This is a genomic window from Serratia nematodiphila DZ0503SBS1, from assembly GCF_000738675.1.
Classification (GTDB): Bacteria; Pseudomonadota; Gammaproteobacteria; order Enterobacterales; family Enterobacteriaceae; genus Serratia; species Serratia nematodiphila.
In genome coordinates this window covers 2,118,655-2,132,058 of sequence record NZ_JPUX01000001.1, presented here as the reverse complement: position 1 = coordinate 2,132,058, position 13,404 = coordinate 2,118,655, and the positions used below count along the sequence as shown (strand labels likewise).

10 protein-coding genes and 1 pseudogene are annotated in these 13,404 nt (G+C 53.9%); 5 read left to right on the top strand and 6 right to left on the bottom strand.

Annotated features, from left to right (window positions below; all coding sequences use genetic code 11):
* Positions 1–2 precede the first annotated feature (2 nt).
* From JL05_RS09745 to JL05_RS25335, 4 genes and pseudogenes are all read left to right on the top strand, one after another.
* Complete coding sequence (locus tag JL05_RS09745) at positions 3–2,336, top strand: primase-helicase zinc-binding domain-containing protein (protein ID WP_033632299.1); 2,334 nt, start codon at positions 3–5, stop codon at positions 2,334–2,336.
* Positions 2,337–2,750: 414 nt separating this feature from the next.
* Positions 2,751–3,446 (top strand): hypothetical protein, encoded by a 696-nt coding sequence (locus JL05_RS09740; RefSeq protein WP_033633597.1) that lies wholly within the window; start codon positions 2,751–2,753, stop codon positions 3,444–3,446.
* A gap of 324 nt (positions 3,447–3,770) precedes the next feature.
* Positions 3,771–4,959: pseudogene (locus JL05_RS09735) on the top strand (integrase domain-containing protein).
* Between the two features lie 76 nt (positions 4,960–5,035).
* Complete coding sequence (locus tag JL05_RS25335) at positions 5,036–6,376, top strand: hypothetical protein (RefSeq protein WP_072010091.1); 1,341 nt, start codon at positions 5,036–5,038, stop codon at positions 6,374–6,376.
* An 871-nt stretch (positions 6,377–7,247) separates the two neighbouring features.
* Here JL05_RS25335 and JL05_RS25330 read toward each other — a convergent pair.
* The 5 genes from JL05_RS25330 to JL05_RS09715 all read right to left on the bottom strand — a co-directional run bounded on the left by JL05_RS25330 (position 7,248) and on the right by JL05_RS09715 (position 10,546).
* Entirely contained in the window at positions 7,248–7,472 is a 225-nt protein-coding gene (locus JL05_RS25330; RefSeq protein WP_055317294.1) for a hypothetical protein, read from the bottom strand.
* Positions 7,432–8,079 carry a hypothetical protein gene (locus JL05_RS25640; RefSeq protein ID WP_064581110.1) on the bottom strand — a complete coding sequence of 216 codons (648 nt, stop codon included), beginning with the start codon at positions 8,077–8,079 and terminating at the stop codon, positions 7,432–7,434. The genes JL05_RS25330 and JL05_RS25640 overlap by 41 nt, the downstream gene beginning before the upstream one ends.
* 284 nt (positions 8,080–8,363) lie before the next feature.
* On the bottom strand, positions 8,364–9,500 hold the full coding sequence (locus JL05_RS09725; protein ID WP_033632298.1) for an HlyD family secretion protein: 1,137 nt from the start codon (positions 9,498–9,500) through the stop codon (positions 8,364–8,366).
* Between the two features lie 9 nt (positions 9,501–9,509).
* Positions 9,510–9,854 (bottom strand): DUF3302 domain-containing protein, encoded by a 345-nt coding sequence (locus tag JL05_RS09720; protein ID WP_033632297.1) that lies wholly within the window; start codon positions 9,852–9,854, stop codon positions 9,510–9,512.
* A gap of 38 nt (positions 9,855–9,892) precedes the next feature.
* Complete coding sequence (locus tag JL05_RS09715; protein ID WP_033632296.1) at positions 9,893–10,546, bottom strand: DUF3313 domain-containing protein; 654 nt, start codon at positions 10,544–10,546, stop codon at positions 9,893–9,895.
* A gap of 135 nt (positions 10,547–10,681) precedes the next feature.
* Here JL05_RS09715 and JL05_RS09710 point away from each other — a divergent pair, with 135 nt between their 5' ends.
* Entirely contained in the window at positions 10,682–11,617 is a 936-nt protein-coding gene (locus JL05_RS09710) for a LysR family transcriptional regulator (protein ID WP_033633595.1), read from the top strand.
* 55 nt (positions 11,618–11,672) lie between these two features.
* Here the strand turns inward: JL05_RS09710 and JL05_RS09705 are convergent, their stop codons facing one another.
* On the bottom strand, positions 11,673–13,286 hold the full coding sequence (locus JL05_RS09705; protein ID WP_079007637.1) for a DUF2534 family protein: 1,614 nt from the start codon (positions 13,284–13,286) through the stop codon (positions 11,673–11,675).
* Positions 13,287–13,404: the final 118 nt, after the last annotated feature.

The window sequence follows — 13,404 nt, the reverse complement described above, 5'->3', positions numbered from 1 at the left end:
CCATGAGCGCCCACTTCGTATCTCAGACCGTACGCACCGCCACCGGCCACTGGCCGGTGATACTCCCGGCTCTCGGCATTGCCTTGCAGCCGAACGGCAAGCCGCAGCCGTGCCCAACCTGCGGCGGTAAAGACCGCTTCCGTTTCGACAACCAGGACGGGCGCGGCACCTGGTTCTGCAATCAGTGCGGGGCCGGTGACGGCCTCAACCTAGTGGAAAAGGCCCTGTCACTGTCAGCCCGGGCCGCTGCCGAACAGGTGGCCGCCGTAATGGGGGATAATGCCAGCACTTTACCACCGGCCGCTGAGGCCGGTCATTCACCACAAGACAAAGCCGAGGCTCAGCGCAAGGCCGCGCGACAGGCACAGGCTCTGGTGGCCGCTGCCCGGCCTCAGACGGGCAACGCCTACCTAAGCGCCAAAGGCTGGCCGGAGGCAGAAACCCTGACTCTGCACGGCCAACCGCTGCGCGTTGGCGGTATCACTTTCCAGCCCGGCGACCTGCTGTTGCCGCTGCATAATGCCGGGGGCGAAGTGGTCAACGTGCAGCTGATTAACGCCAATGGTGACAAGCGCATGTTGGCGGGCGGGCAGGTGAAAGCCGCCTGCCACACCCTCTGCGGCCCGGACAACGCGGTTATCTGGCTCACTGAAGGCTACGCCACCGGCCTCACCGTGCACCGCCTGACCGGTGAGGCGGTGTGCGTGGCACTCAGCGCCAATAACCTGGCGGCGGTGGCGGAGCAACTGCGCAGCCACTACCCGGATGCACGGCTGCTGCTGGCGGCCGATAATGACCGCAGCGGCACCGGGCAGACCCGCGCCGCCGAGGCGGCCACACTCACCGGCGGTATCCCGGCACTGCCGCCTTCGGAAGGCGACTGGAACGATGTCTACTGTCAGCAGGGCGCTGAGTCCACGCGTGCCCAGCTCCAGGCGCTCAGCCAGCCACCGCAGCCCAGCCCGTTCGACACGCTGAGCGATGCTGACCTGAAAGCCATGAGTGCCAGTGAGAAAGCCGAACTGCTGGCCGAGCATTACGGCAACACCCTGGCGGTGCCGCCGGTGGGGGAAGAGCTCTGCCGCTATACGCGCGGCGCCTGGCTGGTGCTGCCACACCGGCAGCTGAGCCGAGAGATTGCCGCGCTGTTCCAGAAGGTGCGCGCGCCGTTCTCCGCTGCCGGTATCAACAGCATTTTGGATACCCTCAAACTGATGGTGCCGCAGATGGGCGACCCGGCCCGCCGGTTGATAGGTTTTCGTAACGGGGTGTTTGATACCGTCAGCGGCCAGTTCAGCGCTCACCGGCAAGAACACTGGCTGCGCACCGTCAACAGCGTGGACTACACGCCGCCGCGTGCCGGTGAGAACCTGGCTGACCATGCTCCGCACTTCTGGCAGTGGCTGACGCGGGCCGCCGGGGGGAGTCACGACAAACAGGAGCGCATCCTCGCGGCGCTCTTTATGGTGCTGGCCAACCGCTACGACTGGCAGTTGTTCCTTGAAGTGACCGGCCCGGGCGGCAGCGGCAAGAGCGTCATGGCGGCCATCGCCCGGCTGTTGGCCGGGGCCGACAACACCACCTCCGCCACCATCGACAACCTGGAGTCGGCGCGCGAACGTGCCAGCGTGGTCGGTTACTCGCTGATTATTCTGCCCGACCAGGAGAAGTGGAGTGGTGACGGAGCAGGCATCAAGGCCATCACCGGCGGCGATGCGGTCGCCATCGACCCCAAATACCGCGACGCCTACGCGGCGCACATCCCGGCGGTAATTTTGGCAGTCAACAACAACCCCATGCAGTTCAGCGACCGCAGCGGCGGCATCTCGCGCCGCCGGGTGATACTGCCGTTCCCGGAGGCTATCGCCCCCGAAGAGCGCGATCCGCTGCTGCTGGCGAAAATCACCGAAGAGCTGGCGGTCATCGTGCGTCACCTGATGCAGCGCTTCGCCAACCCGAATGACGCCCGCGCACTGCTCCAGGCGCAGCAAAGTTCGGCGGAAGCGCTGGAAATCAAACGGCATGCCGATCCGCTGGTCGATTTTTGTGGTTACCTGACGGTGCTGGGTACCCCGGAAGGGATGATGATCGGCAATGCCAACATCACCCCGCCGAACCCGCGCCGCTACCTGTACCACGCCTACCTGTCGTTTATGGCGGCGCGGGGCTATCAGCACGTGATGAACTTGACGGCGTTCGGCCAGGCGGTGCCGCAGACGCTGAAAGAGTACGAACACACGCTGCTGAAACGCCGCACCAAGCAGGGAATACAAACCAACTTGATATTGAGTGACGACTGCGAAGCGGACTGGTTGCCGAAGTGTGGCGCCGTGTGACAATGAGCGAGTCGATCGGCCGGGCCGATCAATAGACCATTATTGATCTGCCGAACCCATTGGACGCTCAATCGCCACGCCGCCTATAGTGGCAGTGACCTTAATACACGCAGCAACACCAGGGCATCCTATCGGCCGCTGAATGGCCAATATCATAACGACAAGCGCTCCCCAAACCGGCTCAGGCCGGTTTTTTTGTGCCTGCGGTTCAGGCTGTTCACCCTGTAGGTGAACAGGGGTGTACACCGAGAAGGTAGCTATGCACCCATCAATGCATTGAAATAAAAGGATAAAACAAAAAGGTGTATAGGATGAACAGTTTTTCTATAAATCTTTTTTTTCTGAGAAAAATGGCAGATTGGCTCTATCATGTGGCAGAGCCAAAAAAGACTCTTTGATGGGATAACCGTTAAGATGGAAACGACCAAGAAAATAATTTTGGAAGGTTTAGGGCGGCATGATTTAAGCGAACTACCCGGCCGTCCTTATGATTGTTCCTTCGAATTGTTAGCAGCTAAACCAGCAAGAAAGCGTTTAATCATGGTCGGATTCAACGGCTCATCAGCAGATGGCGGTTTTACAAATGCTGAAGCAGTGATAAACGGTTTTAATTCACCTTGTTTCTCTAATGTTCAGGCAGGTACTGAAGGTGAATGGGGTATCAAACATTTGGCAAACCGTCTGCAATCCGTCCCTGAACAGCTAGGCTTTAGATGGCAAGATACCGTCTACACCAATGCGCTACTCATGTGTTCTAAGGATGCCCTGTCGCTCAAAAAAAGTGCTCAAGAGAGCGCAATTGGCAGTTTGGAGCGGCTGATTGAAAAATCGATGGGTTTCTTTGAAAACATTACCGTCCCCCTATGCAAACCTGAACTAATTATTGCTTATAGTAACGGAATGAACTCTCACTCAGCAGCTCGCTTGCTTTTAAAAGCATTCGGCGATGGCGATGAGCCCGAGTACATAAGCCAAGACCTCTACTACTCCACGTTCTGCTTTACGGCACGGTTTAAGCAATTCGATGTGCCTGTGGTTGGTATCCGCCACATGTCGCGCTTCAAACCTGATGTGCAGCTCATCAAAAAAGCATGGGATAAAAGGCGCTAACTGGTGATGGCAGATTCTAGAATAGCGCTCTAAATCGGTCTTACTTTTCTGCATTGGTATACGCTTAGGTATACAAAACAAACTTGAATTCATATTTTTACTTAATTTACAGCAAGTTAATAAATACATTCAGATTCCCCCCAGCCCACCAAATACGTCGCCAGTGAACCAGATAGACCCGGCGATAATAGCGAAAAAGCCCACAACTTCGGTTGCGGGCTTTTTTGTTTTTGCAAAAACCAATAATGCCAAGCTAAATCAGTTAGTTATGGTATACGTGAATATGTACGCCATAAAACGAACACCAATAATGAAGAACCCTATCTGACGCGGTCTGTACTCCCACATACTCATGCTAAGTACAAAAAACCAAAGCCTGAGAGAAAGACCTCATCCTGCACAACGTTGACAGCCTTTTCCTTTTAGTTAAAACCATCGGCAAGAAATTTGGTCGTTCCCGCTATCCCACCCGGCATCCGTTCACGAACAATTGTTAGTCTCGGTGCTGACCCTGCCCTGTCACTTGCCTATGCCCGGCAAATACATGCCGAAGAATTCGCGAGACTGCCCAGAGGCATTGACCCACAGGCTAAGAGGCGGCAGCAGCGGGCTGCATCAGATAGCCCAAGAAAGCATTTTCCTAAATGTGGCAAAGCAATGGTTCGTGTTGAAGCAGGCCAGTGTTAGCGCTAAGCATGCGGAAGACATCTGCCGTTCTCTTGAAAAAGACATACTTCCATCTACAGAGAATGTTCCTGTTCAGGACATCAAAGCGCGTTTGCTGATCCAGGTGCTGGAACCTACCAAGGCCCGAGGTGCATTAGAGACCGTTCGCCGATTAGTACAACGCATCAACGAAATCATGATCTACGCAGTCAACACCGGCTTGATTGAGGCTAACCCTGCCTCAGGTATTGGTAATGCGTTTGAACGCCCTAAAAAGCAGCATATGCCGACTATACGCCCCGAAGAACTGCCTAAGCTGATGCGCACTATCTCGATGAGTAATCTATCGATACCAACGCGCTGTTTACTGGAACGGCAGTTGCTCACGCTGATACGCCCTGCGGAAGCCTCGGCAACAGCCTGGGCTGAGATCGATATAGAGAAAAGGGAATGGTGCATACCGGCAGAATGGATGAAAGCAAAGCGCGATCACATTGTTCCGCTCTCAGACCAGGCATTAGAGATACTCGAAATCATGCGCCCTATCAGCGGTAGACGTGAACACGTATTCCCTAGCCGTAATGATCCGCGTAAGCCTATGAACAGCCAAACAGCTAATGCGGCGTTAAAACGCATTGGTTATGGCGATAAGCTTGTTGCTCATGGACTGCGTTCTATCGCAAGTACAGCTATGAACGAAGCGGAGTTTAATGCTGACGTGATTGAAGCTGCGCTTGCACACTGTGATAAGAATGAGGTTCGCCGAGCTTATAACCGTTCAACATACCTTGAGCAGCGTCAAGAGTTGATGGAGTGGTGGGGAAACGAAGTTTACTCAAAAAAATAGTATTTGTTGGCTATACTTACTTTAGTATATAAAATTAATTACTATTCACATGGGATACATCCTCTAAGGACTGCTAATGGACTTTATTGAAGAATTTGACGTTGCAATAAGACTAGGTGTTAAAGGGAATATTGAGGGTACGTTGTTGAATGCGGATAGTGATTATGTATTCGAACTTGCAGAAACTCTATATCTTATAACTTGCTATCACTTTCGCTTTGATGGAAAACCTAATGAGAACTTTTCATTCGTCGCTAACTCGTCTTTAAGTGGGGGGCGACATCCCTGTTCAGCTCCAGGATGTAGAATAGACAAACTCGATCAATTAATATCATTCTCATCTTTATACTCTGACGAAGTATATATACAAAATCCATTTGAAGAAATAGTCATAAGTGGAGTCGATAACTTATGCTTAGCTTCTCGACAAGAGCTTGTTGCAGGAATATATAACTACCTATATTTAAAACCATTAATAAAAAGAGGAATTATAAAATACGCACAGAACATGGTTTCACTTTGCCATGATCATCATATTTCATTAGCTGAACCGCTACGTGAAAAAATCATGAATAAAGAAAATAAACTTTACAACTTACTTCATGACTTTCTACTTGAAAATTGTGAAGTTGCGTTGGATATGACAGATACTAATAAACCTTTTTTTGAAATAAAAGGTTCCACAAGTATCATTAATCATGGAGCTATGTATTTTTACTTGCTAGAACCACTTGGTGAATACATAGAGCATTTATGTTCAAAAGTAATGCCATACAAATTCACTAAAAAAGAAGTAATAGATGAAAGAATATTGAGGTTAGTAATAGATCCAATTATAAAAGATCTGTCGGATCAAGAGTGGCATTCTGCGTTTTATGGAACGTCCTATTTATGTGATAATCAGATCCAGATGGATATAGCAAGCAAATTAAATAGTGCTGTATACAAAGCCAATTCAACTTCATTTGGTTCTGCTGTTAATCATTACTTACCTACAATCCAAAGTAAAAGCTCGGACGATATCTTAGCATTAAGAGATAAAGAAGCTGAGGCATTTCATGTGTATAGAGATAAGATAAACACATTAATTAAAAAAGGTGGTGGTTGGAGTGAAAGAGAGATATCGGAGTTATTCAGGGATCAGATACTCCCAGAAATAAATATTATCGAAAAGAGAGTTAGAGACTGGAAAACAAAAACCAGAAGTGGTTTAAGAGATAAAATCATAATAGGTTCCGGAGCAATATCTTTTGGTTTATACTCAGGAATGCTCCCACACGATTTTAGCCACTTATTTGCTGCGGCAGGAGGAGGTGCTGCTTTAGTCAGCGCTGCAATTGATTTAAGTAAAACATTAAAGGGAAAAGAAGAAGCTAGAAGTAACGATTTTTATTTTCTATGGCAGGTCAACAAATAAACACTATTTATGATAACTATAGATGCTGTAAAAATATCGACGTCTACTTACGTTGGCTCTTAGCCCCCTAGTACCCAAGCTCACTAAGTTTTTAATCTAACTCTCAACTAACAGTGAAATACTAATGTAGATTACACCCCCTAATATTATCGAGTTACCATAGTAGACTCCCCCGTAATCAAGGCTGCGGGCAAGGTGTGGTCGGCTTAAGATCAATTCCGACAACATCGAAACCCCGCTCTAAGGCCACATTGCTGTGTTATTCGCCCCCCATTGTCCCCATCAAACATCACAGTTCACGCCCTGTTTTTTGGCGCTAAAAAGGCCAACAACTGTTCTTACTTGCAATTGGACACATCCCCTAGCTCAACAAAATTAGCTATATGAAGGAATAGAGGTTTACCCGCTGCGCGCAATACTCCCTCGCCTACGCGCTCTGACTTTATCATGCACATTTCATGCATGACTCAGAGGCCCTGTAAGCCCTTGTGGCGCGGGGTTTCGGCTGTTTTGAGAAGCTGGGGATTAATGCAAAATCATGCACCCTATGCATGCATGCGCAGTTTGAGGCAGGCTAGCCAGAAAAAAGGCTGTTTTCGGGCTTAGGGAAACGGTAAAGCTCCGCAGCAAAATCAGCATTGCAGCGGGGCCTGCTCAATCAATGAAGTGTTTGATTTCGGCTATAACGGCGGTAACGGTTATATGTACTTTTTCCGGCGGCGGCAAATCATCGCCGGTCAGGGAACAGGCCAAGGCTCCGCACAGATCCAGTAAAAAAACAGGCCCACGAGAGCTTTGGAATGCAGTAGGTGAAGCGGTGGGCGCAGTGGAGTCTTTGTAATGGCGACAAGAAAATTACGTCGCTACTTTGTTACCGCTCCCCACGCAGCCATGCAATCGCCAGGGTGATTAGATAGCCAGCAACGAAGAACCCAACAAAGCCAGCAACCTTCATCACTGCCCCATCAAGTAAGAACAGCGACATGAAAGCAGCAATCGCGCAAACGCCGGTTACTATTGCTTCCAAAGCATGCGAAGCACCTAACCCTATGTACTTAGTGAGTTTTCTGGTTAGAGAGGATTTTGCAGAGTTCATTCTGAATACCTTTACAAAGCATAGGGTGGCTGTTAATGAATTGGAGATAAGGCTCTAGTTGCTCCTCAACCAAGAAATATGCCATATCTAAATTTAACGCCGACACCTTCCGGTATGTTTGAGGAAACTTAACTTGCATTCGTCGGGATGCTTGGGCTGCCTCTTCGATAAGTCCCTGTAACATTACAAGGTTGAGAGTGAACGAAGCGCCAAAGCGTACAAATTGTTTATACGCTAATGCAGAGGTCGCTTTCCTTAGCATCATGTGAGCCGCAAATTGCGCCAATGCAAATTGGCCCCCAGTTCGTCCACCAAGACGACCGGCACCATAGGCTAGTTTATTATTGATGGACTCTTTGCCGCTAGCGTCTAATTTCTGATAGAAATCAGTGATCACAATAGTAATCAGGCGTCGCAAGGGTTCTTCGCTGTTACCCATCGACTTGACCATACGGGCGAAACGTTCTGTTTCTTCTTGGTTTCTAGTCTTGAGGCTACTACCAGCCAATCCAGCCCCCTGCCAAGTGCGAACGACGCCATGATACATCCCGCTGGGAATAGTCGAAATTCCATCCAAAATTCCATATGCAACTTGCTTTGCGTCCATTCACTTTCCTTAAGCAAAATGTGTCCAGCTCAGAGAATAACCAAACCAGAGCTCGATTACCAATTCACGCATTCTTCAGTTGCATTGTACAGACGCTTTTCCCCTACGATCTTTGCGGGTGCTGGCCCGCTGCGTTCTGGCGGCATTTCCATATGATTTTCAACCATAACGCTACGCGATCCAAAAACTGAAAAATACTGAAATTATTTTCAATCTCTTCAGTTTATCGGGGTGTTTGCAGGGATACTTACACCACGGCCCGGGTTCCCCCGGGCCGATGCAGGCTAGTGATCCAGATAGAGGTAATGCAGCCAGCTGGTCATGCGCAGCAGCACTTTGCGCATCACGGAGACGTGCTCGAAGTGCCCGGTATAGACCGCCGCCTGGGCGCTCACGCCGTCGGGCAGATGATCCAGATCCGGGTTGGCTGCCAGATCGATCATTACGTACACCCCTTCCCGGCCCGGCGTGGCGCTCAGGCCCTGCAGTGCGCCGCTGGCCTGGTAGCTGCCGTCCGGTATCGCCGGCAACACCCGGCTCACGGTGCCGCCATAAACCTGTCCCGGCAAGCCGTTAAACACCACCTCAGCCTGATCCCCCTGCGCCAAGCGCAGGATGGCGTTCTGGCGGAATACCGCCACCACCTGGCGCTTTTGCTGCGGGATAAAGATCATCACCGGTTTGAACGGCAAGCGCACCGCCGTCGTGCCCGGCCGCGCCAGCACCTGCGTGACATAGCCATCGCTCGGCGCACGCACCACCGTTTGTTCCAGGTTGTAACGCGCTTCGGCTATTTGCGATTTCAGGCTGGCTATCGTGGCGTCTTCGCCGTCATAGCGTCCGGACAACCGAGCCTGTTCCTGTTGGAACTGGGCTTTCGCCGCCTGCAGTGCGGCGGATTGCGCCTGGTACTGCTGCTGCGCATGGCTGACGTCCTGCTCCGAGAATGGGTTGACCGGCATGGCCGCCCCTTTCGCGTAGCGCTGGTAATCCTTACGGGCACGCTCGTATTCCGCGTTCGCCCGCTGCACGTTGGCGGCGGACTCGCTGAGCGCCGCCCGTCGCGTCCTGATCTCTGCCTCTGCTCCGGCCAAGTCAGCCTCCAGTCTGGTGAGCCGCGCGCGGTAGCGGCTGTCGTCGAGCCGGAACAGCACCTCGCCTTTGCGCAGAAGCACGTTGGTTTTCTGCGTCACTTCAACGATCATGCCCGAGACCTGCGGCACCATCGGCACCGACACGGCAATTTTCTGCGCCCGATCGCTGTACGGATGGTTGTAGTTCATCGTCAGAATCAGCGCGCCGACGATAACGATCCCGCCGAGTACGGCGGTCGGCACGGTCCATTTGTTGACCGGAATGCGGAACAGTTTAAATACGCCGTAGCTCAGCGCCACGTAGCTGAGAATAATGAGCAAATCCATAGGCTACGCTCAACTTACCGTGGGGCCGGGAACCGCCGTCGGCTTTTCCTGCAGGCGTTGTAATTCCGTTTCGAGCAGCGCGATGCGCGCCTGCAGATCCGTTGAGGGTTCCGGCCTTTCACTCATGCCCCAGCCGCGTTCCGGCCGATAGAGCGTTGCCCAGATCCACAGCAGCGGCCAAATGGCGTGTAGCGTAAACAGGCTGACCCAACCGGCAACGTGAATCGCATCCTGATGCGGGTGCCGGCGCTTTTTCGCCAGCAAATAAGGAATGTCATGAATAATAATGACGCCGTAGAATAATATCAGGAATACCGCAATCAGTACGCCTAACGCAAAATAGTTAAGAAACATGTAAAGTCCTGGTTGAGAATAATGGAAATAAATAATCTCTATAGCGTGTTATATTGTCTGATGTCGTTGGCGATGGTATCGATGGCGTTCTTCACGTCGGTGACTTTCAGCTGTGCTTTCTCATTATTAAGATTTTTTCCCGAAGCCTTACGCACCACTTTAATCACTGGCTGGTTGGTCGCGGCATCGATAAACTCGCCTTCCATATAAACCGCACTCTCCATGGTGCGGTGCCCGGTTACGCTTTGCGTGGCGGCGATCAGCAGCGTGATTGGCAAGACTTCATAGACCTGCAGCCCTTTCTTCTGCGTGTCGATCGCCGTGATGGCGCCGCGGAAGATCAGCGTATGCTCGCGCGGCATGTCCACCAGCGTAAAGTGGGTGCCCATCGCCTGTTTAAACTGCTGGTTGGTGTAATTCAGGATATTGTCGAGCGCGCGTTGGCTGACCATTTCGCTCGGTTTCGGCCGCGGGAAATAGATCATCGGTTGATACACCAGATATTGATAACGGGAAAAATCGACGCTCTGATCTTTCCAATATAAAACGTCTTTACCGGACGCGGATTGGCCTTTGTTAATATCGTTATAATTGGTCAGAAAGGTCGAATATTTTTCTTTTTCGGTCACGGCGGACGAGCACGCGGCCAATAATAACAGCGCAGGTAAAATCACCGTTCTTGTTACTTTCATTGACGGATTTCTCTTTATTTTTGTGGATAGCAAATAATCAAATCGAATGATACCCACCCGCCCGTGATAAGTCATATGACAATGCCGCCAAAGATGTATATCATTTTTGATATACATACTCATACGAGCCAGCCAGTGAAAGAGAAAGACTTCCGTATTGAAGAGCTCAGGATTGTCCGCATCATTGCCGAAACGGCGAGCGTCAGCAAAGCGGCGCAGCTGCTGGATATGCCGCAGTCCAACGTGTCGCGCGCCCTCACCGCGCTGGAGCGGCGGCTGGGTCTGGAGCTGTTCTTGCGCGGCCCGCGCACGTTGTCACTGACCGAGTTCGGCGAACAATTCTTGCGCCGCGCCTCGCAGTTGCTGAACGAGCATAGCGATCTGCTCGATATGGCCGGCACCTATAAGCGCAGTATGAGCGGCGTGGTCACGCTCGGCGCGCCGATAGGCATCCACGCTTTCCTGGCCAGCTATTTGCTGCCGCCACTGCTGCACGCTGCGCCGGCGCTGACTGTCGATCTGGTGACCCGCAACCCCGACGAACGTGAGAAAAAATATGGCGCAGTATTCGACAGCGACTGCGATTTGCTGATCAGCTTTTTCCAGCCGCAAAACGAAAGCCTGATCGCTAGGCCCTTTACCCGTTTTCGCGTTGGGCTGTTCGCCGCGCCGGATTACATCGCCCGCACGCCGCTGAAGGAGCTGGATGAACTGTCGCAGCATCGCTGCATTACCTTGCGCATGCTGGGCGGCATCCGCAATACCTGGAGCGGCTACAATGCGCAGGGGGAGTTGGTGCAGGTCGAGATCAACGGCGCCAGCGTCTGCGATAACATTCTGCCGGCGATCGAGCTGGCCAAACAGGGCCTGGGCATCGTCTACGCCCCGTACTATTCCGTCGCCGCCGAGCTGGATGCCGGCACCCTACAGCCCTGCCTGGCGCGCGAGCGCGGCATCGATATGCAGGCCTACCTGATCTACCGCCGGCGCGGCGTGTTGCCGCACCGCGTGCAGGTGACGATGGACAGCATCATGGAGAGCGTTAAGCTGCACGCCCACCGGCTGATATAACCAAGAAAAACCCCGCCGCAGCGGGGTTGAACGCTTCATGTCGGCGCAAAATACCTCACCGCCCCTCTTTCTCCCCCAGGAAGAAATACCACAGCGGAATGGAAAGCAGCAGGGTGAACACCAGCGTATACAGCAGCACCATCAGGCTCTGCATGATCACCATCTGGGCACTCCAGGCGCCGATCGGCAGTTGGAATTGCTCAACGGTGCCGCCGAGGATCGCTCGGCCCATCACGCAGCCGACCGCTACCGCCACAGTCGCCACCGCCGCGCGGAACTTACGCACCTCGGCGCGGCGGGCAGCCGCTTCCGGCGCTTCGTCCCGGTGGCTTTGCCGTTGGCCGCGCCAGCGCCACACGTCCACCAGCAGCAACGCCGCGAGGCTCACGCCCATCACCGGCAGGCAATACCCCAGTGCGGAAGCCACCAGCAGCGAGACGGCACGCGCCGGCAGGGAAAGCGCCAGCCAGGCGGCAATCAGCGTATGCACCGGATGCTGCGCCCCCGCCGCCGGGCGACGCAGCCACCACATGCGGTAACCCAACACGATCGTCAGGCACAGCCCAAGGCCAAACGCCGCCAGCAGCAGCTGATTCGGCAAGCCGAACAGAATGCCCATGTGGGCGTCGATACCCCAGCGGGTCAGCTTGGCGATGAGCGGGAAGGTGCCGAACCGCACCTGGTCGACGACGGCGAAGCTCTGCGGCGCGATGGCGACCGCGTCCACCTGCGTTGGCCAGCTGCGATCCACTTCGGTCACCGTCCAGGCTTTACCCTCGCCCTTCGGCTGGCGCAGCTCTATCTTGGCGGCATCGATCCCGGCGGCGCGCGCGGCATGCAGCGCCCGATCCCAATCACCGTTCAGCGCATTGGCCTGTGCGGCAGGGTTCATCTTCATGCCCGGCATCATACCGCGGTGCTCGGCGTGCGGATCGGCCGGCGTCTGCGGCGCATCGGCCTGCAGGCTGGCGTTGACCTGCGGCGTCAGCCAGCCCAGGTTGGCCCGCAGCGCGTCGATGTTGCCGCCGGCCCACTGCGACCAGGTCAACCCGGTAGCCGAGAAGAACAGCAGCCCGGCCAGCAGCGCTACGCCCAGCGTGATATGCCAATGGCGGTTAGCGGCGAAACGCCCTTTTGCCCTTTTCAGCTTGCGCTTCGGCCGCGTCGCCAGCCACAGCGCCACGCCGCCCAGCGCGGCCACCCACAGCCAGGATGCCGCCAGCTCACTGTAATTGCGGCCCATATCGCCGAGCAGCAGGCTGCTGTGCAGCTTATCCAGCCAGGTGCGCAGCGGCAGTACGCCGGAGGTGCCGTACACCGTCATGTCGCCCTTGATCGCCAGCGTGTAAGGATCGACAAACAGCGCGCGCGACTCGGAAGCGCCCAGATCGGCTCCCACGAACTGTACGCGCGTGGTATCCGTCGCGCCGGGCGCCGGGCGCACGGCGTAAATGCGCGTCTCGGCACCCGCCACACGGCGGGCGGCGGCGATTTGGTCGGCCAACGATCTCGCCTGTCCGTGCGGTTCGGTGAAAAGCGCATCGCGATACAGCGCCTCTTCAAGCTGCGGGGTTAGCACATACAGCGTGCCGGTCAGTGCGGCGACCAGAATAAAAGGGGCAACCAGCAGGCCGATATAAAAATGCAGCCGTCTGATCAGGTTCAGCATCGCGCCTCGCGGCGATGCGGCAGGTGGAGTTTTGGTTATTGAAGACATGGCCTTTATCGTTTTTCAAACTGTGCACGCAGGCAAACCGTCCGCAGCGATACGGACGGCGTTACCCATG

Bases quoted from the DNA above. Each gene is read 5' to 3' on its own strand.
- JL05_RS09745 (WP_033632299.1), top strand. From the start codon at position 3: ATGAGCGCCCACTTCGTATCTCAGACCGTACGCACCGCCACCGGCCAC.
- JL05_RS09740 (WP_033633597.1), top strand. From the start codon at position 2,751: ATGGAAACGACCAAGAAAATAATTTTGGAAGGTTTAGGGCGGCATGAT.
- JL05_RS25335 (WP_072010091.1), top strand. From the start codon at position 5,036: ATGGACTTTATTGAAGAATTTGACGTTGCAATAAGACTAGGTGTTAAA.
- JL05_RS25330 (WP_055317294.1), bottom strand. From the start codon at position 7,472: ATGAACTCTGCAAAATCCTCTCTAACCAGAAAACTCACTAAGTACATA.
- JL05_RS25640 (WP_064581110.1), bottom strand. From the start codon at position 8,079: ATGGACGCAAAGCAAGTTGCATATGGAATTTTGGATGGAATTTCGACT.
- JL05_RS09725 (WP_033632298.1), bottom strand. From the start codon at position 9,500: ATGGATTTGCTCATTATTCTCAGCTACGTGGCGCTGAGCTACGGCGTA.
- JL05_RS09720 (WP_033632297.1), bottom strand. From the start codon at position 9,854: ATGTTTCTTAACTATTTTGCGTTAGGCGTACTGATTGCGGTATTCCTG.
- JL05_RS09715 (WP_033632296.1), bottom strand. From the start codon at position 10,546: ATGAAAGTAACAAGAACGGTGATTTTACCTGCGCTGTTATTATTGGCC.
- JL05_RS09705 (WP_079007637.1), bottom strand. From the start codon at position 13,286: ATGCTGAACCTGATCAGACGGCTGCATTTTTATATCGGCCTGCTGGTT.